This window comes from Achromobacter insolitus (assembly GCF_002209555.1).
GTDB classification, from domain to species: domain Bacteria; phylum Pseudomonadota; class Gammaproteobacteria; order Burkholderiales; family Burkholderiaceae_B; genus Achromobacter; species Achromobacter insolitus.
Map to the genome: position 1 here is coordinate 1 of NZ_NJIF01000003.1, position 24,898 is coordinate 24,898.

17 protein-coding genes and 1 pseudogene are annotated in these 24,898 nt (G+C 63.9%); 12 read left to right on the forward strand and 6 right to left on the reverse strand.

From position 1 onward, the window contains the following. Positions 1-30: 30 nt before the first annotated feature. The 3 genes from CEY08_RS10305 (at position 31) to CEY08_RS10320 (ending at position 5,149) form a co-directional block, all read left to right on the forward strand. The gene (locus CEY08_RS10305; protein ID WP_249278895.1) at positions 31-4,158 is read left to right on the forward strand and encodes a hemagglutinin repeat-containing protein; all 4,128 of its coding nucleotides are present in this window, start codon (positions 31-33) and stop codon (positions 4,156-4,158) included. A 2-nt stretch (positions 4,159-4,160) separates the two neighbouring features. Beyond that, positions 4,161-4,382 carry a hypothetical protein gene (locus CEY08_RS10310; protein WP_076813834.1) on the forward strand — a complete coding sequence of 74 codons (222 nt, stop codon included), beginning with the start codon at positions 4,161-4,163 and terminating at the stop codon, positions 4,380-4,382. 392 nt (positions 4,383-4,774) lie between these two features. Then, the gene (locus CEY08_RS10320; protein WP_076813832.1) at positions 4,775-5,149 is read left to right on the forward strand and encodes a barstar family protein; all 375 of its coding nucleotides are present in this window, start codon (positions 4,775-4,777) and stop codon (positions 5,147-5,149) included. Between the two features lie 115 nt (positions 5,150-5,264). Here the strand turns inward: CEY08_RS10320 and CEY08_RS10325 are convergent, their stop codons facing one another. From CEY08_RS10325 to CEY08_RS10335, 3 genes are all read right to left on the reverse strand, one after another. Continuing rightward, positions 5,265-8,081 carry an autotransporter family protein gene (locus CEY08_RS10325; RefSeq protein ID WP_076813830.1) on the reverse strand — a complete coding sequence of 939 codons (2,817 nt, stop codon included), beginning with the start codon at positions 8,079-8,081 and terminating at the stop codon, positions 5,265-5,267. A 105-nt stretch (positions 8,082-8,186) separates the two neighbouring features. Continuing rightward, on the reverse strand, positions 8,187-9,392 hold the full coding sequence (locus CEY08_RS10330) for a GGDEF domain-containing protein (RefSeq protein WP_076813828.1): 1,206 nt from the start codon (positions 9,390-9,392) through the stop codon (positions 8,187-8,189). Between the two features lie 269 nt (positions 9,393-9,661). Next, positions 9,662-10,078, reverse strand: coding sequence for an RrF2 family transcriptional regulator (locus CEY08_RS10335; protein ID WP_076813826.1), 417 nt, complete (start codon positions 10,076-10,078; stop codon positions 9,662-9,664). Between the two features lie 73 nt (positions 10,079-10,151). Between CEY08_RS10335 and CEY08_RS10340 the strand changes: the two genes are divergently transcribed. Both CEY08_RS10340 and CEY08_RS10345 read left to right on the forward strand, forming a co-directional pair. Further along, complete coding sequence (locus tag CEY08_RS10340; protein WP_063640081.1) at positions 10,152-11,147, forward strand: alpha/beta fold hydrolase; 996 nt, start codon at positions 10,152-10,154, stop codon at positions 11,145-11,147. A 97-nt stretch (positions 11,148-11,244) separates the two neighbouring features. Then, entirely contained in the window at positions 11,245-11,676 is a 432-nt protein-coding gene (locus tag CEY08_RS10345) for a hypothetical protein (RefSeq protein ID WP_076813823.1), read from the forward strand. Positions 11,677-11,751: 75 nt separating this feature from the next. Here CEY08_RS10345 and CEY08_RS10350 read toward each other — a convergent pair whose 3' ends face one another. After that, complete coding sequence (locus CEY08_RS10350; protein WP_042793808.1) at positions 11,752-12,135, reverse strand: I78 family peptidase inhibitor; 384 nt, start codon at positions 12,133-12,135, stop codon at positions 11,752-11,754. A gap of 187 nt (positions 12,136-12,322) precedes the next feature. On the opposite strand from CEY08_RS10350, the gene CEY08_RS10355 reads away from it, so the two are divergent. The 6 genes from CEY08_RS10355 to CEY08_RS10380 all read left to right on the forward strand — a co-directional run bounded on the left by CEY08_RS10355 (position 12,323) and on the right by CEY08_RS10380 (position 19,342). Then, a complete protein-coding gene (locus CEY08_RS10355; RefSeq protein ID WP_042793807.1) occupies positions 12,323-13,171 on the forward strand; it encodes a MurR/RpiR family transcriptional regulator in 849 nt (282 codons plus the stop codon). 18 nt (positions 13,172-13,189) lie between these two features. Continuing rightward, positions 13,190-14,437, forward strand: a complete 1,248-nt coding sequence (locus CEY08_RS10360) for a diaminopropionate ammonia-lyase (protein ID WP_063962413.1) — start codon at positions 13,190-13,192, stop codon at positions 14,435-14,437. Further along, on the forward strand, positions 14,434-15,690 hold the full coding sequence (locus CEY08_RS10365; protein WP_063962414.1) for a M20 family metallo-hydrolase: 1,257 nt from the start codon (positions 14,434-14,436) through the stop codon (positions 15,688-15,690). The genes CEY08_RS10360 and CEY08_RS10365 overlap by 4 nt, the downstream gene beginning before the upstream one ends. 18 nt (positions 15,691-15,708) lie before the next feature. Next, positions 15,709-16,662 (forward strand): N-carbamoyl-D-amino-acid hydrolase, encoded by a 954-nt coding sequence (locus CEY08_RS10370; RefSeq protein ID WP_076813821.1) that lies wholly within the window; start codon positions 15,709-15,711, stop codon positions 16,660-16,662. 145 nt (positions 16,663-16,807) lie between these two features. Then, complete coding sequence (locus CEY08_RS10375; RefSeq protein ID WP_063962416.1) at positions 16,808-18,139, forward strand: MFS transporter; 1,332 nt, start codon at positions 16,808-16,810, stop codon at positions 18,137-18,139. Between the two features lie 60 nt (positions 18,140-18,199). Continuing rightward, entirely contained in the window at positions 18,200-19,342 is a 1,143-nt protein-coding gene (locus CEY08_RS10380; protein ID WP_082900637.1) for a YgeY family selenium metabolism-linked hydrolase, read from the forward strand. Here the strand turns inward: CEY08_RS10380 and CEY08_RS10385 are convergent. Then, positions 19,309-20,246, reverse strand: a pseudogene (locus CEY08_RS10385) (LysR family transcriptional regulator). The gene CEY08_RS10380 and the pseudogene CEY08_RS10385 overlap by 34 nt on opposite strands. Positions 20,247-20,348: 102 nt before the next feature. On the opposite strand from CEY08_RS10385, the gene CEY08_RS10390 reads away from it, so the two are divergent. Then, on the forward strand, positions 20,349-21,653 hold the full coding sequence (locus CEY08_RS10390) for an SGNH/GDSL hydrolase family protein (RefSeq protein WP_076813818.1): 1,305 nt from the start codon (positions 20,349-20,351) through the stop codon (positions 21,651-21,653). A gap of 17 nt (positions 21,654-21,670) precedes the next feature. Here CEY08_RS10390 and CEY08_RS10395 read toward each other — a convergent pair whose 3' ends face one another. Next, positions 21,671-24,895: an error-prone DNA polymerase gene (locus CEY08_RS10395; RefSeq protein WP_076813817.1), complete on the reverse strand. Its 3,225-nt coding sequence runs from the start codon at positions 24,893-24,895 to the stop codon at positions 21,671-21,673. Positions 24,896-24,898 lie beyond the last annotated feature (3 nt).

The window sequence follows — 24,898 nt, forward strand, 5'->3', positions numbered from 1 at the left end:
CTGGGCGACGGCTTCTACGAGCAGAAGCTCGTGTCCGACCAGATCCTGGCCACCACCGGCCAGCGCTTCCTCGACACGTACAGCGACAACGACAGCCAGTACAAGGCCCTGCTTGCCGCCGGCGCCCAGTTCGCCCGCAGCAACGACATCCAGCTCGGCGTCGCGCTGACCGAGGCGCAACAGCGCCGGCTCACCACCGATCTGGTCTGGCTGGTCGAACAGACCGTCACGCTGCCCGACGGCACGACAGAGTCCGTGCTGGTCCCGCAGGTCTACCTGCTGGTGCGCGAAGGCGACCTGCAGGGCGACGGCACCCTCATGGCCGGACGCAACGTCAAGCTGGAGGCCGAAGGCGACATCGTCAACAGCGGCACCATCGGCACCATCGGCGCGCGCGCAGCCACCGTCATGACCGCGGGCAACATCGTTAACCAGCGCGGCGGCCTGATCCAGGGCGCTACGGTCGACCTCGCCGCGCGCGAGGACCTGACCAACCTGGTATCGCTGATCAAGGGCGACAACGTCGCCCTGAAGGCGGGGCGCGATATCGCACTGACGTCCACCTCGGCTGCCGAGAACTTCGGCAGCACATGGGGCACGCACGTGAGCGGCATGTCCCGCGTGGATGCCGGCAGTCTCCTCCTACAAGCCGGACGTGACATCACGCTGACCGCGGCGCAAGTCTCGGTCAAGGACGACGCGCGTCTGCAGGCCGGCCGCGACATCGCGTTGGAAACCCTGACTGAAAGCCATGGTGAATCCCTGGTCCTGAACGCCAGGAATCGTCACCGCCTCAGCACCAGCGCCGAGATTGGCTCGACCGTCACCGCGGGCGGTAACCTTGCGCTGGTCGCGGGCCAGGACATCAACGCGCGCACAGCCGAGGTCACCGCCGGGAAGGCCCTCGCCGTGGGCGCCGGACGCGACCTCCACCTGGCCGCCGGTGCGGAAACCGGCTCGGCCTACGACGAGGTCCGCTACAAGACCAAGCGCTTCCTCTCGTCCAAGACCACGCACACCATCACCTCCAGCGACTGGGAACAGGCCAAGGCCTCGACCTTTACGGGCGATACGGCCGTGTTGATGGCCGGGCGCGATCTGAACGTGGCGGGGTCGAATGTCGGCGCGCAGAAGGACCTGGTCCTGTCCGCCGAACGCGACGTGAACCTCCTGCCCGGCCAGAACGCCGAGGACCGCTACGACTACAAGATGGTCAAGAAGTCCGGCTTCGGCGCAATGGGCGGCTTCAGTTATGGCACCCGCAAGCAAACCGACTGGATCGATGGCGAGCAAGTCATCAACACCGCCAGCACGGTCGGCAGCGTCGAAGGCGATGCGCTCATCAAGGCCGGCAAAGCGCTGGACATTACCGGTAGCAATGTCCTCGCGCGCCAGGGCGACATCACGCTGATCGGCCAGGAGGTGACCATCGGCGCGGCGCTCGATACCGCGCAAGAGAAGGAGTTCCATGAGATCAAGCAGACGGGGCTGACGCTTACCGCCAGCAACCCCATCGTGAGTGCCGTGCAGACCGGCATACGCATGGCAGAAGCCGCGGGCAAGACGGACAACACCGTCATGAAGGGCCTGGCCGGGGCAACCGCCGGCGTCGCTGCCGTCAACGCCTACGACGCCGTGCGCGCCTCCGCCAAGGCGGCCGAGGCCGCCGAACTCGCCAAGGCCGGATCGAGCAACAAGATCGATCAAGTGGGCGGCGTCAGCATCAAGCTCAGCCTGGGTACCAGCAAGAGTTCCAGCACCACGGATCGCAGTTCGTCCAGCGCCCATGGTTCGACGATCACCGCGGGCAGGGACCTGACCATTGTTGCCCAAGGCGCGGGCAAGGACTCCGACATCACCGTCACCGGTTCCAAGTTGTCGGCCGGCAACACCGTAACGCTCAAGGCCGAAGGCGATGTCATCCTGCAGGCCGCGCGCAACGCCTTCGAGCAGCAGACCGACAGCAAGAGCAGCAGCGCCAGCATCGGCATCGGCTACTCCACGGGCGGCAAGCAGAATGGCTTCACGCTGGAGCTGGGCGCGTCGCTTGGCCGGGGCAAGGCCAACGGCAAGGACGAAAGCTGGACCAACAGCCTCATCACCGCGGGCAACGTGCTGGCCATCCAATCCGGCGGGGACACCACCCTCAAAGGCGCGACGGGAGAGGCGGAACGCATCATCGCATCCGTCGGCGGCAACCTGCTGCTGGAGAGTTTGCAGGACAGCAGCAAGTACGACTCCAAGAACCAGAGCGCAGGCTTCGGGCTGAGTCTATGCATCCCGCCGTACTGCCAGGGCGCCAGCAGCTTCTCGGCCAACGCCAGCGCCGGCAAGATGAACAGCGACTTCAAGTCCGTCATGGAACAGACGGGCTTGCGGGCAGGCGACGGCGGCTTCCAGATCGACGTCAAGAACGAGACCAAGCTCGCCGGCAGCGTCATCGCCAGCAGCGACCGGGCCGTGGCGCAAGGGCTGAACACGCTCGACACCGGCACGCTGATCACCGAGGACATCAAGAACCGCGCCAAATACAGCGGCGGCCAGGTGTCCATCGGCGGGGGCTTCGGCTTCGGAGGCGGCAAGGGCGCAGACGCAGGCCTGGGCACGACCAAAGGCGGCCAGGTGGCGGGCGGCGCCAGCAAGGAGCATGGCTCGTCCGTCGCCACTGGCAGCGGCGGCTTTGGCATGGGCACACCCATCGTCGTGGGCGCCAAGGGCAGCAGCAGCTCGACCACACAAAGCGCCATCAGCGGCGGCACGGTCGTAATCCGCGACGAGGCGGCGCAGCAGGATCTGACGGGGATGACGGCGGCGGGAACGATCGCGGCGTTGAACCGGGATACCTCGGACACCTTGAATGCGCTGAAGCCGATCTTTGATAAGGAGAAGATCGAGGCGGGCTTTGAGATTGCGTCGGAGGCGCAACGGCAGGCGGGGCAGTTCTTAGAAAATCGGGCGAAGGAGATAGACGCCCTGAAGCGTCGTTCGACGGATAGTAGTCTGTCATCGGAAGAGCGCACTTTGGCCGCGGCTCGGGCAGAGAAGCTTGAGAAGGAATGGGGGCAGGCCGGCGCGTACAGGAGAGTTCTCAGCGCGTTTACCGCAGCTGCAGCTGGAAATGTGACAGGTAGCGTGGGCGTTTTCGTGCAGGCTGCGACTGTCAATTTTCTGCAGGCGCTCAGTGCTTCGAAGGTCAAGGAGCTTGCAGATGGTTTGGGAGAGGGAACCAAAGCAGATTTGGCGCGAGCGGCTTTGCACGGGGTGGTTGGCTGCGCGGGGGCCGCAGCGGCGAATGCGAGCTGCGCATCTGGAGCTATCGGCGCAGGGGCAAGTTCGGTGCTGGCAGCATTGCTGGAACAGGGCGCGGGCCAGGCCATATCCGCCGAGGACAAGGAAAATCGATCAAACCTGATAACCAGCGTCATGGCTGGAATTGCTACTGGCTTGTCTTTTGACCCTGCCACGAGCACCACTGCAGCGGTAACGGAGCTGAGCAACAACGCATTGACTCTTGCGGAGCTAAAGCAATTTCATGCAGAAGCTACTGCATGTGATGTCATTGGGAACTGCGCGGAGGTGCAAAAGAAATTCCGAGACCTGAGCATGGCAAATCAAGAGGCTATTATTCTTGTCTGCTCACAAAGTCCGGAAGCGTGTCGGCAAAAATACGGCGACTATATAGAAAATGTTTCAGCATATCGCCAAGAGCTTGATGCTGTTAGCGGAGAGTTTCTGCCGACAGCCCTTAAGGCGGATTTATTTTTCTATTACTTTCAACATCAGGATGCAGTAGGTGTTGCGCTAAGTACCGAATTTGCGGCGCAACTTCGAGAAAAGTACGATATTTCCGAAGAGCGGGCGGCGCAGTTGGCAGCTATTGGGGCTGCCGCTGTGGGCTCGATCAGGCCGGGAAAAACTCCCGTATTTAGAACTAATGTGGAGGCTAGAACTGCTGCTGAGGCGATGGGTTACATTAAGATAAATGAGACTGTTCATGGGGGGCAGGCAGTATATAAAAAAGGAGATTTTTATATAACTAGGGATCTAGATGGACACAACGGTGGTGCATGGAAGGGAGCGGACTCTGTAAAAAACTTGGCGGCAAAAAGTACTCGCTCGGGAACTTTTGATAAAGAAATGAAGCGCGTGGGAGATTGATCATGTCAAGAGTTAATCAAAATTCGGACTGGGTGTGGCGTGGAAAGACAATTGCGCAATTAATAGAAGAGCTTCAGAGTTTTTCAGATCAAAGTCTGATGGTTGAGATTTCTATTGATGGAGCGAGAACCTCTAAACCCATCAGTCTTGTAGCTAAAATGCGAGGGAAATGTATGCTGATGAATATGGAAGATGAAGCTGACGAGGAACGAGGTGCTGAATGAGATAAAAGTAAGACGCCGTCTTGCCCGTCAATAGATTAGGCGTAATCCGGGCGATAAGGTGAACGCGTTTTGAGCACGCCGAAGCACAGATGACCCAAAGTTGAGGGATCAACTAAGACAAGAGAGCCTAAGGAATATTGCGGCCCAGGATTCAAGATTGGCTGCGGCTATGAATGGAAATGGAACGAAGAATCCGAATTTTTCTATAGGTCAAGGCTCATCTTTGGAGGCCAATCAGTTGGGGAAAATATGGGTAGGAGACGGTGCTGCGAGAACAAGTGATGGGCTGCCAGGGCCGCAACGAATAGTTGTTGGGAAGGGTGGTGAGATGTATTGCACGGCGGACCATTACAGAACATTTATTCAGATTAATCAATAGTTTAGGGGTGAGAATGTCACCATTCAAGTTTCTTGATGGCATGCCCTCATGCGACGCTGCGGAAGTTTTCTACGTGCGTATTGACCCGGAAATTTCTCTCTCGGGAGAACTGTTAAGGGCGCTGTATTACCAGCTCTGGTTTCCAGGGTATTTTGGATTCAATTGGGATGCTCTGTACGATTGCTTGATGGATCTCGGGTGGATTCCGTGTCATAAGGTTACTCTTGTGCATAGCGTTCTTCCGAATTTGCCAGAAGACGACTTGATAGCTTATCTGGAGGTATTGCGTGACGCGGTTCAGAATTGGACGGGGCATGATGCACACGAATTAGAGGTGTTTTTTGGAGTAACTGACCGACATGCAGTGGAGGCACTTCTTGCGCAATAAGGAAGAAAAGCGTGATCTACAGAATGACCCTCCCCCGCAAATTGAACAGTTCAAAGCTGGAGAGTGGCTGCCTCTTTTGATTGCACTGACCACTTTTGAACGCACCCACGCGGATCTAAAACATCATTCTGAAACCTGCGGTCGCGGTGACGATATAGCTGCCGGAGAAATCCGCGTCGGCGTCGATCTGGCCGTAAATCGCATAGCGGTCGCCCCAACCGTAATTTGCCCCCGCGCCCACGCTGCCCCAGGTCCGCGCCATGCGGCTGGCTGCGGGTACGTCGGCCACGCGCACACGGGTTCCGTCCAGGAATTCATGTTTCACGTTGACGACGCCATAGACGCTTGATTCCCGATTCACGCCTGCAGTTTGCCAATTGCTTTTGTAGTCCAGCGCGATACCGATGCGGGCAAGCAGGCTGTTGCCTTTGTCACTTTCAATGTGCGCGCCGAATCTGTCATTGAAACTGTCGAAGCGGGTTGATACGTAGCTCAGCTGCGCCTGAGGGATCAGGGCCAGCCGCTCGTTCAACCCGAACGCCTTGCCCGCTTCGATACCCAGCCCATAGCTGTTGGCTTGGCTGCCGCCCTTTAACTTGCCGGCCAGCCGGGACTTCAGGTCGCTGTCGAACCAGGTTGCTTGGGCCTGTGTGTCGATATAGACGCCATTCTTGCCATACCAGGTCAGGGTCGGTGTCAGGCCATAGGCCGTGGTGTCGATCGTGCCGTTGCCATACACCGAAAACACATGTGTGTCGGCCTTGCCGTAGTAAACGGCTATGCCTCCCACCAGACGGGATCCTTCTTCCTGACCCGCCAGGATACGGTCAACACCAAATTGCGCCTTCCAGCTGTCGATATCCTGGCGCGCGCCCGTGGTGGACGTGGAAGGCTCGAGCCGGCTCGTCGTGCCCTCCATCCGGCTCCATACGCCGTTGCGGCCCACATACGCGGACTCATAGAGGCGGTTGCCGACCCGTTGGCGCAGGGTGGGCAGTCGGCTCAGGTTAAGCAGGGTGTTGGCGTAGGCTTCATAGACCGGCACACCAGGCTGATACAGCAAGGGCGGTGGGGCGCCGGGTGAAACGCCGCCGGCCGGCGGTGTGCCGGGATCCGTCGGGGGGGTACCTGGATCGGTAGGCGGTGTGCCCGGATTGGTCGGTGGTGTGCCGGGATCCGTCGGCGGAGTACCCGGATTGGTTGGCGGTGTGCCAGGGTCGGTCAGGGATGATCGCAGATACCAGCCGCCGTCGGCCGAGTCCTGTTGCAGGACATACCCGTAGGCGCCAGCCACCAGGGCCGGGCGCCCCTCGATGACATAGTCGCCGTTCGCCAGGTTGAACTGTCCCGCCGAGATCCCGTTGACCTGCACGATCTGTATGCCTCGTTGGGTCAACGCGCCAGCGCCTCCCATGTTCTTCACGTTGACGGGCGTCGCGCCTGCGGTGTCGCCCGTGACGACCAACTTATCTGTTGGAGAGTTGTCCCCGCCAAGCTGGGTGCGGATCTCCAGGTTCCCGCCCTGGGCCGTATAGTTGCCTGCGACGGTGATGGTACCGAAGCCGCTGCGCGGCCCCGGGGCGACGGTGCCCCGGTTGACCGTCGCACCGACCCGTCCCGTGCCGGTCATCCATGCTCCCGCCAGGACGTTTACCGGCCCGCCGAGAACGCCATCGATCTGCAATGTGCCGGCGTGGATATCGGTGGTTCCCGTGAAGGCGGAACTGTCGCCCGACAAGGTCAGCCTGCCGGCGCCCAGCTTGTTGAAGCTGGAGGTTCCCGAGAACGCGGTCATCACCCCCACTTCGTAGCCGTTGGTGTCGAACGAGGCTCCCTCGCTTCCGATCGCCTGCGTCAGGAAGCCATTCAGGAAATTGGCCTTGTCGCGCCGAGCGCGCAGGACGCCGCCGTCCAGGGTAAAGGTGGCGTTGCCGGCGCCCTTGATGACCGAGCCGGTCTCCAGCACGCCGCGGCCGCTGGCATCGCCAACAAGGTTCAGCGTGCCTGTGGCGGTGCTGCTTACGGTTACCCACGTGTCGCTGTCGGCGACCGCCAGCCCGCCCTTGGCGATGTTCAAGGTTCCCGTGCCTGCCGAGCCAATTTCGATACGATCGCTTGCCCTAAGTGTCGAGATATTGGAGGTCGTGCTGGATACGCTCACCGTGCCGACGCCGCCCGCCTGGTTGCCGATGTAGATCGATGCGGCGGCGCCTGGCGCCGACGATCCGACGGTGCGCACGGTGGCGCCTTCCAGGACGCGCAGCTCGCCAAGGCCCTCGAAACCGACGTAGATATTGTTGAACGGGTCCCAGACGGATGTCGGCCCCAATACCGTCACGCTGCCCTGGCTGCCGGGGCCGCGCCCGATCAGTGCCTGGCCGCTATGCACCGCGCCGCCATTATCGATTTGCAGCGTGCCGTTACCGCCCTCGCCAATCATGAACCCATTGCTCGTAGCGAGGTTCCAACTTGACCCAGGCCCGGATACAACAACGCTTCCGATGCTGCCGTTATTGACGCCGATGCTGGCCAAAGCGCTGTCTGCCCATCCCCCGGCCAGAATGCGAACTTCGCCATTGCTGCCCGACTCGGCGCCGATATACACCGGGCCGAGGCTGGTCCAAGTGGAGGGAGCGCCAACGCCGTCGCGGCCTGACACCGTGAGGGAACCCACGCCGCCATTGAAGTTGCCAATGAAAGCCCAATCATTGAGCACGGATCCGCCATCGCTGATGGTCAATGTCCCGGCAAGGTCATCGCCAACAATCAGATCGCTTCCGACAGTCCAATTCGGTGTCTGGACCGGGCCTGGTTGCACTTGACCGGTGCTGGAGACCGATTGCGCGCTGACGGGGTTGGCAGAATTGGCCGCGTATGCCGCCAGGATTATCCATTTTGACCACCCCGCGCGATTGCAATTTTCGTTGACCACGACAATCCCTTCCCAAGTGGATAAGAACTACGCCTCATCGATACGGCACGCGGTCTGCTTTTTTCATAGGTGATAACCCTCGGTGGAGGACGCCGGACCACCTGCTTATGCGTGAACCTGCTCGCAGCTGGCTTCGTCGCCGCACGTGGAAAGGCCGTGCACGGCGTCGTTGGGCGCCTCGCCCGCGACAACGCAATTTCGCCCCTTGCGCTTGGCAAGATAGAGCAAGTCGTCCGCTCGTTTCAACGCATCGGACAATGGTTCTCCCGCATGTATCACGATCACGCCCATGCTGGCCGTGAAGCGGGAACTGGAAGCGTGCGGAGCCCATCGTTGCGCCACGAAATTCGCGCGAATCTCCTCGGCGACCGCTGCCGCGCGTTCGAGGTCCGTTTCGGGTAGCAGCAACAGAAACTCTTCCCCGCCCAGCCGAGCAGCAAAGGTCTGGGTGTCTGTGTTTGGCCGGAGCAACCCGCTGAATCGAGCCAGAACCATGTCGCCGAACGGGTGGCCGAAGGTATCGTTGATGCGTTTGAAGTTGTCGATATCGGCCATGATCAACGCGGTCGGCGTTGCCGTATTCGCAAGGAGCGGCCTCGAAACGGAGGTGAAAAGGCTCTCGAGGCCCTGCCGGTTGAGCAAGCCCGTCAAGGCGTCGGTTTGGGCCTGGTTACGGTACTTCTCTATGGCGTCATAGCTCGTCGCGATGAACACCGCGAAGGTCAGGGCAATGCTGCCCAGCAGTCCGGTGTATTGGATCAGCGTTCCCCAGACGGAAGATCTCCATTCACCCAAGGCCAGAGGTGCCGGGGCGGCAATGTACAGGACGCACTGACCCGTGAGCACCAGCGCGATGAAGAGAAACGCGGCGATGAGCACTCTGTCCGACGTGGTTGCGACATGCCTGGCAAAGGAGATCGTGGCCCGCCAGAGCACGAGTGCACAAAAGGCCTGGACGAAGAACGTCTCCAGTTTTGCGCTGGCAAACAGGACGACGGAGACAATTACCATTGCCGTCGATGCCAAGAGCACCGCGACGTCAATGTAGGAAGAAGTCTGCTTGTGGCGACGACCGAGGAGGGCGCGACAGGCCAAAATGACGCCGCCCAGAATAAAAGCATCCTCGATGACTTGCTTGTAAGGGGAAAGCCCGCTGGCCTGGACCAGCATGATGGCGTAGCCAATACCCAAGCTGCCAAGGGCGCAGCCCCACCGCACCGTATTGAATCCAACAACGCGTGCTGCGCAGAGTCCGAGGGCGCACAGCAGGATCGCCGCGGGCACAGACCATTCAAGCAGGGTTGCAGGCATAGAGGGGCAAAAGCAAGGAACGGATTCGGGCGGCGCGGGCTGTCTGGCAATCAGAGGGCTGTGCCGCCGGGTGCCGTCCGGCCCGGAGCCTGGCTTCGGTCTAAGCGACACAGTATGTATGGGAAAGATTACAGTGTGTCGTAATGTATCGCCAGAGCTCAATCGTCAAGGATTGTCAGGCGATGCCGAGCGCGCCAATTGCTCGTCTGTTGCCTGCCGATTTGCGCAAATGCGCGGCGCATGGCGGCCATAACGAATCCTGGGGAGCGCTACGTTGCCCGAATGTGCGCAGCAAAATCGGAAAGCAGGCGGGTGCCAAGATATTGCAGCAGGGCCTTTTCGCCGACTCGCATGGCGTCGACTACCAATTGATTGGCGGCGCGTTCGACAGGGCAAGCGGGGTTGTCCTTGGCAGGCCCGATGGCGAATACAGCGCCGTGGGAAATCGCTTCGTAGACATCTTGCGCGGTAATCGTGTCCAGCGATTTGGCGAGTGTCCACCCGCCGTTGCGACCCCCCGTGGAGCTGACCATGCCGGCTGTGCGCAGTGCCGCCATGGTCCGCCGCACCACGACCTCATTGGTGTGCAGCATCTTGGCGAGCGTCCCCGAGGTGGTCGTGCCGCCGCGCAAATCCATGTGAACCAGGACATGCAACAAGCGAGCAAAGCGAGTGTCGCAGCTCATGAAATCCAGATTCCATAACAGTGTGAGTTACGATATTATAGACGTTCCGTAAGCTTTCCTATCGAATGGCACCATGACTGAGCTTGAAACGCGGCACGTAAACGTCAATGGCGTCCGGATCCACGTAACTGCCGTTGGCAAGGGTCCACTGGTTCTGCTGTGCCACGGCTTTCCGGAAACATCTCATGTATGGCGTCATCAGCTACCGGCCCTGGCACAGGCGGGCTTTCGAGCGGTAGCGCCCGACCTGCGGGGTTATGGCCTAAGCGAAAGCCCGTCGGACGTGGCGGCTTACACGACGATGGATGTGATCGGCGATCTGGTCGCATTGGTCGAGAGCGAGCAAGCAGAAGAGGCGGTGATCGTAGGCGGGGACTGGGGCGCCAGCATCGCGTGGCAGGCCGCGCAACTGCGACCCGATGTTTTTCGCGCGGTGGTCGCCCTGGGCGTTCCCATGATGCGCAGGGCGCCGATCATGCCGAGCAGGCTGTTTCCAAAGACGGACTCCGCAGTGTTTTACACGCACTATTTTTGCGAGCCCGGCGTTGCCGAAAAAGAATTTGAACAGGACATCAGCGCAACGCTGCGCGCGATTTATTGGGCGGCGTCAGGTCAGGCTGGACCGCGCGACGAGCCGAGTACGCCAAATCCCTTTGGCATGGTAGCCAAAGGGGCAGGGCTGCTTGCCCCGCTTCCAGTTCCCGAGGAGTTGCCGCCATGGCTTACCCAGGGCGATCTGGATGCCTTTGTCCTGGGTTTCAAAACCAGCGGCTTTCGTGGCGGGCTGAACTACTACAGGAACCTGGACCGGAATTGGGCTTTGCAGGCGGCCCTGGAGGGCAAAAAGGTGGAAGTCCCCGCCTTGTATCTGGTGGGAGAACGGGACACCGGGCTGGCGATTCCCGGGATGGATCGCATCATTGAAGCCATGCCAGAAATTGTGCCGCAACTGCGTGCCAGCAAAGTTATCCCCGGGGCAGGGCATTGGCTGCAGCAGGAGGCTCCAGAAGAGGTCAATCAAGCGCTGCTTGAATTTCTCAAGGGCGGCGCGAGCGGTCAGCTTAGGTAATTGCATGGACGCCCTTAGCGGTGGCCGTCCGCTCCCGGCGGCCGGGCGACAATGTCGTTCTCGCTGAGTAATGCGCTTCACTTCCCGCCGTCTCCGTATGTACAAACTCCTCTTGCGCGTCCTGGACCTGCTGATCCTGTCCTCGGCCGCCGCCCTGTTCGGCGCGACCCTGACTTCTGTGCTGTCGACCGGCGCCGTCGGCTGGCTGATCCCTGATGCGCCTTACCTGTACGGCTCGCGCGATTTCTATGTCGAGGCCATCCTGGCCGGTCTGGCAGGCGCGGTCGCGCTGGCGCTGGCCGAGCGTTCGGTCAGGCTGCGTCAATCGTTACCTTGGCGGACCCTGGCGACCTTTGCGGCCGCGCTCATCACCCTGTACCTGGCGCCGCCTTCGCCGCAGGTGTTCGGCAACACCTGGGCGCCGGGCGAAGCGACCCGAGAGCTGTTCCTGGGGCAATGGCGCCTCGTGCTGCCCATCGCGCTGGCGGTCACCGCGTTGCGGTGGGGCGTAAATCGACTTATGCGCTAGGCTGAGCAGCAACTGCAATTCGGGCTGTCGTTAGCGGCTCGAGCCTCTAATACTACGCGGTGCACGCGCCTGGGGTCAGCCGCAGCGGATTGCGGTCATGACGTCCTTGTCGTCAACGATCAGGTTCAGGCGGGTGGCGTTGTATTCCATCGTGACCAATTGCCCGGGCCGCAGCATGCGGGCGGTGGCGCTGCCGCTGCGGGTGCGCAGGTCTTCCATGACGGACGGGGTGGCTTTCTGGCCGATCTGGGATTGCAGGGCCGCAGCGTCGCAGGTTTTGCCGCCGCCCATGGACGACGAGCCGTAAGAGGACCCGCCATAGCTGGTTCCGGCGTCAGCGGAAGAGGAGGAGCTGGATGAGCTGGAGGCCGCTGGCGTGCTGGACGAGCGCGGGGCGCCGGTGTTGGCGCACGCGGTCAGGCTGGCGACCAGCAAAAAGGGGATCAGCTTTCGGATCATGTAACGCTCCTTACAACAACACGTCTGAAAAAAGCCATGATAGACCAGCGCGGGCGCGCTGTGACTGCGCCGGCATGGCGGCAAGCGTCGTTCCCGACACCGGGCGCGATGATCCAAAATTTTGCGTTGACACTAAAGTTTCATGAGAATATATTTCTGAAACCATAGTTTCAAAGGCAGGATCATCATGACTTCGGTGTTGCAGGAGCGCATCCTCGCGCTGCAGGACAGTTTCACGGACAGCGAACAGCGGCTTGCCAGCGTGACCCTGGAGTGCCTGGGCAATATCGCGGCCTACTCGGGGGCCGAGCTGGCTCAGAAAGCGGGCGTGTCCAAGGCGACGGCGGGGCGGTTTTTCCGGCGTCTGGGCTACGAGAATTTCAACGAAGTCCGGGCCCAGGCGCGCGACGAGGCTGATCGCGGCTCTCCGCTATACGAAATGGCTGGCGTGCGCCCGCCGGACGCCACGGGGGACGCGCTGGCCGAGCACCTGGCCACCGACCTGCAGAACCTGGCGCAGACCTTCGAGCGCCTGGACAGCCGCGACGTGGAGCGCGCGGTGGAACTGTTTGCCAGCGCTCGCCGCATCTGCATTGCGGGCTTTCGCAACGGCCGGGTCCTGGCGCAGTACGCCTGGGCCTTGCTGACGCAGCTGCGCGACGGCGTCGCGCTGGTGCCGGGGGCGGGGTTGAACCTGGCCGAGGATCTGGCCGACCTGGGGCCCGACGACGTGCTGCTGGTCATGGATTTCCGGCGCCGCGTGACGTTGCTCAAGCCCATTGTCGAACATGCCAACCGGGTGGGCGCCAAGGTCGTGGTGCTGACCGATCCCACCGCCACCGAATTGCCCGCCCGCTCGGACCTGGTGCTGCGATGCGTGAACAGCGGCGCGGCCGTGTTCGATTCCTACGTCGCCGCCACCAGCGTCATCAATCACCTGTGCTCGGCCCTCGCCCGCAAACTCGGGGCCGCCGCGCGCGAACGCTTGCAGAACATCGAACGCCTGCACGAACACTACGGCGACTTGCATCGCTGATTTCAAGAGGAGACTGACTTGAACCATCCCATTCCGAACGTCCGGCTGCAGTACGCGCCCAATCCGGCATTTGAGCCCGCCGCGCCCTACGGCAAGAGGCAGCTTGACGTGCTGGGGGGCCAGGCCTATGCGCTGGCCGAGGCTCAGATCCGCCGCTGGCCCGGTTATCAGCCGACGCCGCTGCGCGATCTGTCGGGGCTGGCGCGCGCGGTGGGCGTGGCAGGCATCCGCTACAAGGATGAAGGCGGCCGTTTCGGGCTGGGCAGCTTCAAGGCCCTGGGCGGAGCGTACGCGGTCAGCCGCCAGCTGCTGCGGGAGTTGGCGGCCCGGCTGGGGCGCGACGATCTGTCGGTGGACGATTTGCTGTCCGGCCGCTACCGGGAGCTGACGCAGGCGATGACGGTGACCTGCGCGACCGACGGCAACCACGGCCGTTCGGTCGCCTGGGGCGCGCAACGTTTCGGTTGCCAATGCGTGATCTACATCCACGCGACCGTCAGCGAAGGCCGCAAGCGGGCGATCGAGCAGTACGGCGCGCAAGTAGTGCGCACCGCCGGAAACTACGACGATTCGGTGCGGCAGGCAGCGCAAGACGCGGCCCGTCTCGGACGCTATGTGGTCTCGGACACTTCGTATCCCGGCTATATGGAAGTGCCCAAGGACGTCATGCAGGGATACGCCGTGATGGCCGACGAGGCCTTGCGCCAGTTGCGCGAGGCGGGCGATGGAGAACTGCCGACGCACGTGTTCCTGCAGGGCGGAGTGGGGGGCTTGGCTGCGGCCGTCTGCGCCCATTTCTGGGAGCAATTGGGCGAGCGCCGTCCGCGTTTCATCGTGGTGGAGCCGGACAAGGCCGCCTGCCTTTATGAGAGCGCCCGCGCCGGCAAGCCGGTGGCGGTGCACGGAGACCTGGATACGGTGATGGCGGGTCTTGCCTGCGGAGAGGTGTCGTTGCTGGCATGGGAGGTGCTGCATCCCGGCGCGCAGGCTTTCCTGACGGTAGACGACGAGGCCGCGCTTGAGACGGTGCGCCTGTTGGCTGATGGCAAGTATGGCGATGCGCCCATCGTCGCCGGCGAATCGGCCGTTGCGGGGCTGACCGGCTGCCTGGCGGCGCTGGCCGATCCGGCGCTGCGCGATGCCTTGGGCCTGGACGCAGGCAGCCGTGTGCTGGTGTTCGGCAGCGAAGGGGCGACCGACCCGGAACTCTATCAACGCATCGTTGGCAGGAGCGCCGCCGAAGTCCAAGCCGAGGCCGTGGCATGACTGGCGCAGCGCTGCAGTCCGGGCGGAACGCCGTGCGGATGGATGGCGCCCGCCTGTTGCGCCGCATCGCCGACCTGGCGCAGGTAGGCGCCATCGAGGGCGGCGGCGTTTGCCGCCTGGCGCTGACCGACGCCGACCGGCAGGGCCGCGATCTGGTCGTGCAATGGATGCGTGACCTCGGCCTGGCCGTGACGGTGGATGGCATCGGCAATGTGGTGGGGTTGCGGGCCGGACGCAAGAACGGTCCGCCCGTCATGACAGGTTCGCACATCGACACGGTGCGCACCGGCGGGCGTTACGACGGCAATCTGGGGGTGTTGGCGGGCCTGGAAGTGATCGCGGCGTTGAACGATGCCGGCGTGGTCACCGACAGGCCGATAGCGGTGGCCTTCTTCACCAACGAGGAAGGCGCGCGCTTTGCCCCCGACATGATGGGCAGCCTGGTGTTTCAAGGCGACCTGCCGTTGGCGGATGCGCTGGCCACGGTCGGCATAGACGGCACGTCGGTGGGCGAGAACCTGGCCCGTATCGGCTATGCCGGTACGGCTCCGACTGGCAACAACCAGGTGCATGCTTTTGTTGAATTGCACGTGGAGCAAGGGCCGGTGCTGGAGCACGAGGGCTACACCATCGGCGCGGTGACGGGCGTGCAAGGTATCCATTGGATCGAATTCACGGTGCAGGGCGTGTCCAACCATGCCGGCACCACGCCGATGGCGCTGCGCCATGACGCCGGCATCGTGGCCGCCCGCATTGCGTGCTTCGCCAGGGATCTGACGGTGGAGTTGGGAGGTGGCCAACTGGCGACGGTGGGGCAGGTCAATCTTTTTCCCAACCTGATCAACGTCATTCCGAACCGCGCGACCTTCACACTGGACCTGCGCAACACCGACGGCGCGGCCTTGCAGGAGGCGATCGCGCGCTGCATGGAGTATGCGGCGCGGGTGGCGGCGGATGAAGGGGTGGCGCTGAGCCATCGGGTGCTGGCCGATTTTGCACCCGTGGCGTTTGACGAGGCCATTGTCGGCCGGGTCGAACAGATCGCGCGCACCCGGGGACACCGCGTGCGGCGGCTGCCCAGCGGCGCCGGGCACGATGCCCAGATGCTGGCGCGCATGTGCCCGACCGGCATGGTGTTTGTTCCCAGCGTGGGCGGGCTGTCGCACAACGTCGCCGAATTCACGCATGACAAAGATATCGAGGCGGGCGCCAGCGTGTTGCTGGAATTGATGCTCGAACTCGCAGAACAATGAACCCGTAGGAGACTGAATATGTCACGCATCATCAATGTCGCGGCCGCGCAGCTTGGGCCGATCCAGCGCAGCGACACGCGCCGCGACGTCGTGGAGCGCTTGCTCGCGCATCTGCGCCAGGCCCATGCCATGGGCTGCCAGCTGGTGGTGTTTCCGGAGCTGGCGCTGACGACGTTTTTTCCGCGCTGGTACATGGAAGATCCCGCCGAAATCGACGCCTTCTACGAAAGCGAGATGCCCGGTCCGCAGACCCGGGTGCTGTTCGAGACCGCGCGCAAGCTGGGCATAGGCTTTTACCTGGGCTATGCGGAGCTGGCGATCGAGCATGGCGTCAAGCGCCGCTTCAATACATCCATCCTGGTGGGCCAGAACGGGGAGATCATCGGCAAGTACCGCAAAGTGCATTTGCCTGGGCATGCCGAGCACGAACCATGGCGCGCATTCCAGCATCTGGAGAAGCACTACTTCGAGCCGGGAGAATCGTTCGATGTCTGGCGCGGCTTTGGCGGGGTGATGGGCATGGCCCTGTGCAACGACCGCCGCTGGTCCGAGACCTATCGCGTCATGGGCCTGCAAGGCGCGGAGATGATCCTGTTGGGCTACAACACCCCCGTGCACAATCCGCCGGCGCCCGAGCATGACGACTTGTCCATGTTCCACAACCATCTGGTGATGCAGGCCGGGGCCTATCAGAACGGCACCTGGGTGGTGGGGGTGGCCAAGGCCGGCAAGGAAGAGGGCTGCGAGATGATCGGCGGCAGTTGCATCATCGCGCCGTCGGGCGAGATCGTGGCCGCCTGCTCGACCAAGGGCGATGAGCTGGCGATCGCGCGCTGCGACCTGGACCTCTGCCTGTCGTACAAGAGCACTACTTTCAATTTCGAGCGGCACCGGCGTCCCGAAGCCTACGGCTTGATCACGGAACGCAGAGGTGCGGTGGAACCCGCGCCGGAGGTGGCGATAACCGCCTGACCTGCGGCGCGACCAGCGCGGCTGGCCGGCAGGCCGGCCGCATAACCGGTCCGGACGTTTCCTTCCCATAAAAAACAGCATGCGGGCGCCCCGAGCGCTTGCAGGGGAGCGTGCGGCCTAAAAAAACAGACCCCAAGGTGAAAATATGGACCAGTCAGTCGAGAGTATTGCGGCTCCCCCGGTTGCCGCGGACAAGGATCCCCTGGCGGCGCGGGATGATGCGCTGTATCGGAAAGTGGCGTGGCGTCTGCTGCCATTCCTGATGGTGTGCTACATCGCGGCCTTCCTGGACCGCGTGAACGTCGGTTTTGCCAAACTGCAGATGCTGGACGATCTGAAGTTCAGCGAAACGGTGTACGGCCTGGGCGCGGGCATTTTCTTCATCGGCTACTTTCTGTTCGAGGTGCCGAGCAATGTGCTGATGCATCGCATCGGCGCGAAGAAGACCTTGGCGCGCATCATGATCCTGTGGGGCATCATCTCGGCCGCGATGGCCCTGACGCAGACGCCCACCCAGTTCTACATCCTGCGTTTCCTGCTGGGGGCGGCCGAGGCCGGGTTTTATCCCGGCATCATCCTGTACCTGACCTATTGGTTTCCGTCGAACCGGCGCGGCCAGATCGTGGCCGTGTTCATGACGGCGGTGCCGTTCGCCGGCATCCTGGGCGGGCCGCTATCGGGGTGGGTGATGGAGGCCTTCCATGACACGCATGGCATGGCCGGCTGGCAGTGGATGTTCATCATCGAGGCGATCCCTTCCGTGCTGCTGGGCCTTGCGGTGTTCTGGTATCTGGATGACCGCATCGACGATGCGCGCTGGCTGTCGCCGGCGGAGAAGTCCCGGCTGGGCCAGAACCTGCTGCGCGAGAAGACCGCAAAGACCGAACATGTGTCGATGCTGACGTTGCTGAAGGACCGGCGCGTCGTCCATATGGCGCTGATCTGCTACTGCACGGTGTCCAGCCTGTCGGGGTTGGCGTTCTGGATTCCATCGGTCATCCGCTCCACCGGTGTGGTGTCTCTGCTGGATATCGGTCTGCTGACGGCGGTGCCGAACGTATGCGCGGTGATCTCGATGGTCCTGGTGTGCCGCCATTCGGACGCCACGCGGGAGCGCCGCTGGCACATGATCGTGCCTTTCCTGGTGGGCGGGACGGGCCTGGCGCTCAGCACCTTGTTCAGCCATAACCCGATGCTGGCCGTGGCCATGCTGTCGGTGGCAGCCGCCGGTTGCATGGTGTGTTCGCCCTTGTTCTGGAGCCTGCCTACCGCGTTCCTGGAGGGCAAGAGCGCGGCGGCGGGCATAGCCGGGATCAATTCCTTTGCCGGGTTGGCGGCCTTTGTCAGCCCCTACGCCATCGGCTGGATCAAGGACCTGACGGGCTCGACCGATTGGGGCATGTATTTCCTTGCCAGCTTCACGCTGATCGGGGCTGTGCTGGTCTACCGTGTGCCGAAGGGCCTGGTCAACCGGTAGGCGCCGCCTTCCATCCATCGGCGGGCGCGCCGCGCCCGCCACTCTCAGACAGGAATGATGATGACTCTGGACGTAGTTGCGTTGACGCAGGCAATGGTGCGGATACCCAGCCTTTCCGGCAAGGAAGGCGAGATGGCGGCGCTTATGGCCGCCACCATGCGCGAAGCAGGCTTCAGCTCGGTCACGACGGATGGCAATGGTTCGGTGCTGGGCTTGATCGGCCCTGCGGATGCGGACGTGGCGTTGCTGTTCGATGGGCACATGGACGTGGTGCCGGTGGCGGGCGATTGGCGTTTCGACCCGTTCGGCGCCGAGATCCGGGATGGGCGGCTGTACGGTCGCGGCAGCACCGACATGAAGGGCGGCATCGCCGCGGCGATTTGCGGCGTGGCGGAAGCTGCGCGGGATGGTTTGAAGCGCCGCGTAGCCGTGTCGGCCAGCGTGCTGGAGGAAGTCATCGAAGGACATGCGCTGGCATCGGTGCTGGACGTTTGCTCGCCGCAGGCGGTGGTGATCTGCGAACCGTCGAAACTCCAGATCAAGGCCGGCCAGAAGGGGCGGGTGGAGCTGCTGCTGACCTTTCACGGCAAGCCGGCGCATGCCGCGACGCCGCACATCGGCGTCAATCCCTTGCACGCGGCGGCTCGCGCACTGAGCGCGCTGGAGAGCCTGCCGTTGCCGAGCGACGAGGTGCTGGGCAAGGCGTTGCTGGTGCCGACGGACATCGTGTCGCATCCTTATCCGTCGATTTCCATGATCCCGATCTCGACGACGATACGCTTTGACAGGCGCACGGTGTCGGGCGAACGCCTGGAGGACGTGCTCGCGCAGATCCGCGCGCATCTGGCCAGCCACGGCCTGTCCGATTTCACCTTGCAAGTCAGCGAGGACCCGGTGGCCACCTATACCGGGCAGCACGCCACGCCCGCGCGCTGGCTGCCCGGTTGGCGCTGCGACACGGAGGCGGAGCTGCTGCAGGCAGCAAGCGCGGCGGTGGCTGCCAGCGGCAGGGAACCGAAGGTGGGCAGTTGGGCGTTCTGCACCAATGGCTCGGAGTCCGCCGGGCGCCGCGGCATTCCGACGATAGGATTGGGGCCGGGCAACGAAGAGGATGCCCATACGATCGATGAATCCATCGCCCTGGAGCAACTGGAGGGCGCACGCGACGTCTATCGGAATCTGGTGCGCGCCGTCTGCGGCTGAGAAGGTTGCATGCCGGGCAACTGGCCCAGCCGGTCCGCCAGGAAGTCGATCAGCAGGCGCGCCCGCAACGGCTGGTAGCGGCGCGACGGGTAGACGAGAAACGCCTCTTGCGGCGTGGCGCTCCATTTGGGCAGGACGCGCAGCAGTTCGCCACTGGCGAGCAGGTCCTGCACCAGCCATGCGGGGCACAGCCCGATGCCGGCGCCCATGGCCAGGCTTTCGCGGATGGCCAGGGCATTGTTGACGCGAAAGCGCCCCTGCGTCTGGACCGTGGCCAGCGTTGCGCCCTGGTGCAGTTCCAGCGTGTCGCCCGAGGCCAGCCAGGCAAAGCGCACGTATTCGTGGGCCGCCAGGTCCGGCGGGATGCGAGGCTTGCCGCGCCTGGCCAGGTAGGAGGGGGCGGCGACCAGGTAGCGGGGCGACATGGCCGCCTTGCGCGCGATGGCATTGGGAGGCAGGTTGCCGCCCAGGCGCAGCGCCACGTCCACGCCTTCTTCCACCAGGTCCACGTAGCGGTCGTTCAGGATCAGTTCGACCTGGATGTGTCGGGATAGTCGTCCAGGAAATCCCGGACCATTGCGTTCAACCGGAACTGGCCCAGCGCCACGGGCGCGTTGATGCGCAGGAAACCGGCGGGCTTTTCGGTCTGGCCGCGGGCATCGGCGACGGCTTCCGAGTATTCCTCCAGCACCCGGGTGGCGCGTTCGTAGAAGCGTTTGCCTTGTTCGGTGGGCACGACGCGCGTCGTGCTGCGTTCCAGCAGCCGCACGTTCAGCTCCTTTTCCAGCGCGGCGACGATCTTGCTCAGCGCGGGTTGGCTCAGGGCTTGTTCGCGCGCGGCGGCCGACAAGGTTCCCAGATCCACGGCGCGGACAAAGGCCCGCATGGCGCGCAGGGTATCCATGGTCATTCCTGTTTGGAAGAAGTGGCATGCATTTTAGGGCTCTACCTGCCGAATTAGGAAGAATCTATCGTGGCGTCACTTTCCCTTTTTTCTGGAGTCGCCATGAATCGCTTCAATCTCTATTCCCTGGCTTCGGCCGCCGCCTTCGCCGCAGGCCTTGCGGTCCTGGCCCCGTCCGCTGGCGCCGCAGCGCAGTCCCAATCCCCGGTGCTGCCTGGCAAGCCGTCCGATGCTGCATATGCCGGCTGGATCGGCTCCTGGTTCGCCAGCCCGCAACCCTTGTGGGAGGATTCGTTCGTGCTGCCCACGGAGATGCCGGCCGAGTTGCGTGGCCAAACCTTGCGCCAGACGCTCATGCTCAGCATGGGCGGACCCCGCATGCGGGTGGTGGTATCCAACCGCTACGGCACACAGCCTCTGGAGATCGGCGCGGGCAGCGTGGCCCTGGGCGCGGGCGGCTCGAAGATCCGCCCGGCGTCCAGCCGTGGGCTGGCCTTTGGCGGACGGCCTGGCGTGACGGTGGCGCCGGGAGCGCAGGCGGTCAGCGATCCCGTGGACCTGCCGGTCTCCGCACTGGCCGAGCTGGCTGTCAGCCTTTACTTTCCGCGGGCCACGCCGGTGACGACTTTCCACTGGGGCGCGCAGCAGACCGGCGCCCTGGTCCGGGGCGATGCCACGGCGGCGGCGGAGCTGCCCGATGCGCAGGCGCTGCAAGGCCGGGCTTTCCTTGCCGGGATCTGGGTGGAGAGCCCGTCGCGCGCGCCGGTGGTGGTGGCGTTTGGCGATTCCCTGACCGACGGTAACGGTTCGACCCCAGGGGCGAATCGCCGCTGGCCGGATTTTCTTGCTCGCCGCCTGGCGCCGCAAGGCATAGGCGTGGTGAATGCGGGCATTTCGGGGGCGCGAGTCTGGGGCGACAAGATGGGCGTGAACGCGATGGCCCGTTTCGATGCGGACGTGCTGTCGCAGCCCGGTGCGCGCACGGTGGTGATGATGATGGGCATCAATGACATCGGTTGGCCGGACAGCGGATTTGCGCCGGCGGAAGCGCCCATGACGGCGGCAAGATTGACCGAGGGCTACCGGCAGCTGGCGGAGGCGGCCCGCGTCCGCGGCGTGCGCATTGTGGGCGGCACCATTGCGCCGTATGAGGGGTCGCTGCATGGCACGCCGCTGTCGGGCCATTACAGCCCGGCGAAGGATGCCGTGCGGCGGGAGGTGAACCGCTGGATCCGCGAAAGCGGTGTGTTCGACGCCGTGATCGACTTTGACGCGGTACTGCGTGATCCGGCGCGTCCGACCCGCCTGCTGCCCGCCTACGACTCAGGCGACCATCTGCATCCCAACGATGCCGGCTACGAGGCCATGGCGCAGGCGCTGGACCAGGCCACGCTATTCGGCGATTGAGCGGTGCCCCGGGGGCTTCAATGAAAATTGCGGCTCTGGGTGTTCAACCCGCCCAGCAGCTCGGACAAATCCACCAGACGCTGCGCGATCAGGTGGCGTACGCCATCGACGCTTTGCCAGGATCCATAGACACCCAGCAGCGTGGCCCCCAGCAATTCGCGGCGCTGGCGTTCGATGAGTTCCGGACGCACCACCACGTTGACGGGACCGGTTTCATCTTCCAGCGTGACGAAGATCACGCCCTTGGAGGTCTGCGGGCGTTGGCGCACGGTGACGATGCCGCAGGCGCGCGCCACGCGCTTGTCGGGGTAGCCGTTCAGCACCGAGGCGGGCTGGAAATTGCGTGCCGCCAGTTGGTGGCGCAGCAGCGCCACGGGGTGGCTGTGCAAGGTCAGTCCCACGCTGCGGTAGTCGGCCGCCACGGTCTGGCCCTCGGAGGGCGCGGACAATTGTGGCGCCTGGGTTTCGTGGATGGCGGCGTCGCGCAGCAGATCGCGGCTTTGCACGCTGGCCGCGGCTTCCCAGCTGGCCTGTCGGCGGTGGCCCGCCAGGGTGCGCAAGGCGTCGCCGGCGGCCAGGGCATTGAGGTCATGCCGGGAGAGCGCGGCGCGGCGGGCAAGGTCGCCCGTGTCGGCAAAGGGCGCGGCAGCGCGCGCGTCCTCGATGCGCCGCGCCGTGTCCTCGCGCATGCCCTGGATCAGGCTCAGCCCCAACCTGACGGCGGGCCGGGAACCCTCTACTGACGGCGCGTGCGGGTGCGAAACCCGGCGGGCGCCGGGGTGGTCCTGGGGCAGGGTCTCGAGGGCGGAGTCCCAGCCGCTGACGGTCACGTCGGGCGGCAGCACACAGACGCCATGACGGCGGGCGTCCTGCACCAGTTGGGCGGGCGCGTAGAAGCCCATGGGTTGGGAGTTGAGCAAGGCGGCCAGGAAGGCTTCCGGTTCGTGCCGCTTGAGCCATGAACTGGCATAAGCCAGCAGGGCGAAGCTGGCGGCGTGGCTTTCCGGGAAGCCGTATTCGCCGAAACCTTCTATCTGCCGGAACAGCGCTTCGGCGAAATCCAGCGCGTAGCCATGCGCCAGCAGCCCGCCCACCAGTTTGGCGCGGTACTTGTCCACGCCGCCCTTGCGCTTCCAGGCCGCCATGGAACGGCGCAACTGGTCGGATTCGCCTGGGGTGAAGCCGGCGGCCACCACGGCGATCTGCATGACCTGTTCCTGGAAGATGGGCACGCCCATGGTGCGGCTGAGCACGCCGCGCACTTTTTCGCTGGGATAGGTCTCGGGCTCTTTGCCCTGGCGGCGGCGCAGGTAGGGATGGACCATGCCGCCCTGAATGGGGCCGGGGCGCACGATGGCGACCTGCACTACCAGGTCGTAGTATTCGCGCGGGCGCAGCCGCGGCAGCATGGTCATCTGCGCGCGGGATTCGATCTGGAACACGCCTATGGTGTCGGCGTCGCAGATCATGTCGTAAGTGGGGGAGTCGTCCGGCGGAATATCCTGCAACCGCAACGGCTGTCCGCGACGCTGGCCCGCCAGTTCCAGGGTGCGCCGCAGCGCCGACAGCATGCCCAGCGCCAGGACGTCCACTTTCAATAGGCCCAGCGCATCCAGGTCGTCCTTGTCCCATTGCACGACGCTGCGGTCCTCCATGGCAGCGTTTTCGATGGGCACCAAGCGCGACAGCTTGCCGCGGGAAATCACGAAGCCGCCCGGGTGCTGCGACAGATGGCGCGGAAAGCCCATCAGCGTCTGCGCCAGCGCCGCCCACTGCCGCGCCACCTGTGACTCCGGATCCAGGCCACAGGCCCCCAGGGTGCGCAGCATTTCTTTCTTGCCGTCCCACCATTGGTGGGCGCGGGCCACCGCGTCGATGACGCCCAGGTCCACGCCCAACGCGCTGCCGGTATCGCGCAGCACGCTGCGCGGCCGGTAGGAAATGACCACGGCGGTGAGCGCGGCGCGGTCACGGCCGTATTTGCGGTAGATGTACTGGATGACCTCTTCGCGGCGCTGGTGTTCGAAGTCCACGTCGATGTCGGGCGGTTCGTTGCGTTCCTTGCTGATGAAACGTTCGAACAGGCTGTTTCCGCGCGCCGGATCCACCTCGGTGATGCCCAGGCAGTAGCAGACCGCGGAGTTGGCGGCGGAACCGCGGCCCTGGCACAGGATCCCCGCCCCGCGGGCGTACTGGACGATGTCGTAGACCGTCAGGAAATAGGCTTCGTAGTTCAGGTCCGCGATCAGGGCCAGTTCTTTTTCGATCTGTACGGCCACGCTGTCCGGCGTGCCCGCGGGGAAGCGCCGAGCGGCCCCGGCCAGGGTCTCCTGGCGCAGATAGGTCGCCGGCGTGTGACCGCGCGGAATGATTTCGTCCGGGTACTCGTAGCGCAGTTCGTCCAGGCTGAATGCGCAGCGGCGCGCCACCACCAGGGTCTGGGCCAGTGCCTCCGGCGGATAGAGGTTGGCCAGCCGCATGCGCGTGCGCAGGTGTTGTTCGGCGTTGCCGGACAGTTCGTAGCCGCATTGCGACACCGGCTGGCGGGTACGGATGCCGGTCAGTGTGTCGTGCAAGGGCTTGCGCGAACGCAAATGCATCTGCACCTGGCCCAGCGCCACGATGGGGAGCCCCGCGGCCTGCGCGGCCTGTTCGACCGCGGCGCGGTGCAGATCGTCGCGGGAGCGGTGCAGCAGGGTCAGCCCCACCCAGGCGCGGTGGGGGAAAACGCGCGCGAGCCAGCGCGCTTGTTCGGCCATGCGATCGGCATCGGTGCCGTAGGCGGGACTCAGGATGGCCAGGCATTCGGGCAGATGGCGCAAATGGGCGCAGTCCGTCGGCGGATGGGTGAAGTCTTCGGGCGCGAGGCGGTATTCACCCTTGGGCGCGCGGGTGCGGGCCAGGGTGATCAGTTCTGACAGATTGCCGTAGCCCTCGCGCGTCTGCGCCAACAACGTCAGGCCCAGCGGCGCGGCGTCGGGCGCGGCGCGCAGCTGGAAGGTGGCGCCGATGATGAGCGGCAGCTTGCGGGCTTTGGCTTCCACGTGGGCGCGGACCACGCCCGCCAGCGAGCATTCATCGGTGAGGGCGAGCGCCGCGTAGCCCAGTTCGGCGGCCCGCTCGATCAATTCTTCCGGATGCGAGGCGCCCCGCAGGAAGGAAAAATTGGATTGGCATTGCAATTCGGCGTAGCCGGGCAGCAATTGGGCCAGGGGGGCGGAGATATCGTCGTCCATGCGCATGCG

Coding starts and splice junctions, on each gene's coding strand:
- CEY08_RS10340 (WP_063640081.1), top strand. CDS start 10,152: ATGACTGAGCTTGAAACGCGGCACGTAAACGTCAATGGCGTCCGGATC.
- CEY08_RS10335 (WP_076813826.1), bottom strand. CDS start 10,078: ATGAGCTGCGACACTCGCTTTGCTCGCTTGTTGCATGTCCTGGTTCAC.
- CEY08_RS10390 (WP_076813818.1), top strand. CDS start 20,349: ATGAATCGCTTCAATCTCTATTCCCTGGCTTCGGCCGCCGCCTTCGCC.
- CEY08_RS10395 (WP_076813817.1), bottom strand. CDS start 24,895: ATGCGCATGGACGACGATATCTCCGCCCCCCTGGCCCAATTGCTGCCC.
- CEY08_RS10345 (WP_076813823.1), top strand. CDS start 11,245: ATGTACAAACTCCTCTTGCGCGTCCTGGACCTGCTGATCCTGTCCTCG.
- CEY08_RS10310 (WP_076813834.1), top strand. CDS start 4,161: ATGTCAAGAGTTAATCAAAATTCGGACTGGGTGTGGCGTGGAAAGACA.
- CEY08_RS10330 (WP_076813828.1), bottom strand. CDS start 9,392: ATGCCTGCAACCCTGCTTGAATGGTCTGTGCCCGCGGCGATCCTGCTG.
- CEY08_RS10380 (WP_082900637.1), top strand. CDS start 18,200: ATGACTCTGGACGTAGTTGCGTTGACGCAGGCAATGGTGCGGATACCC.
- CEY08_RS10370 (WP_076813821.1), top strand. CDS start 15,709: ATGTCACGCATCATCAATGTCGCGGCCGCGCAGCTTGGGCCGATCCAG.
- CEY08_RS10355 (WP_042793807.1), top strand. CDS start 12,323: ATGACTTCGGTGTTGCAGGAGCGCATCCTCGCGCTGCAGGACAGTTTC.
- CEY08_RS10365 (WP_063962414.1), top strand. CDS start 14,434: ATGACTGGCGCAGCGCTGCAGTCCGGGCGGAACGCCGTGCGGATGGAT.
- CEY08_RS10350 (WP_042793808.1), bottom strand. CDS start 12,135: ATGATCCGAAAGCTGATCCCCTTTTTGCTGGTCGCCAGCCTGACCGCG.
- CEY08_RS10375 (WP_063962416.1), top strand. CDS start 16,808: ATGGACCAGTCAGTCGAGAGTATTGCGGCTCCCCCGGTTGCCGCGGAC.
- CEY08_RS10320 (WP_076813832.1), top strand. CDS start 4,775: ATGTCACCATTCAAGTTTCTTGATGGCATGCCCTCATGCGACGCTGCG.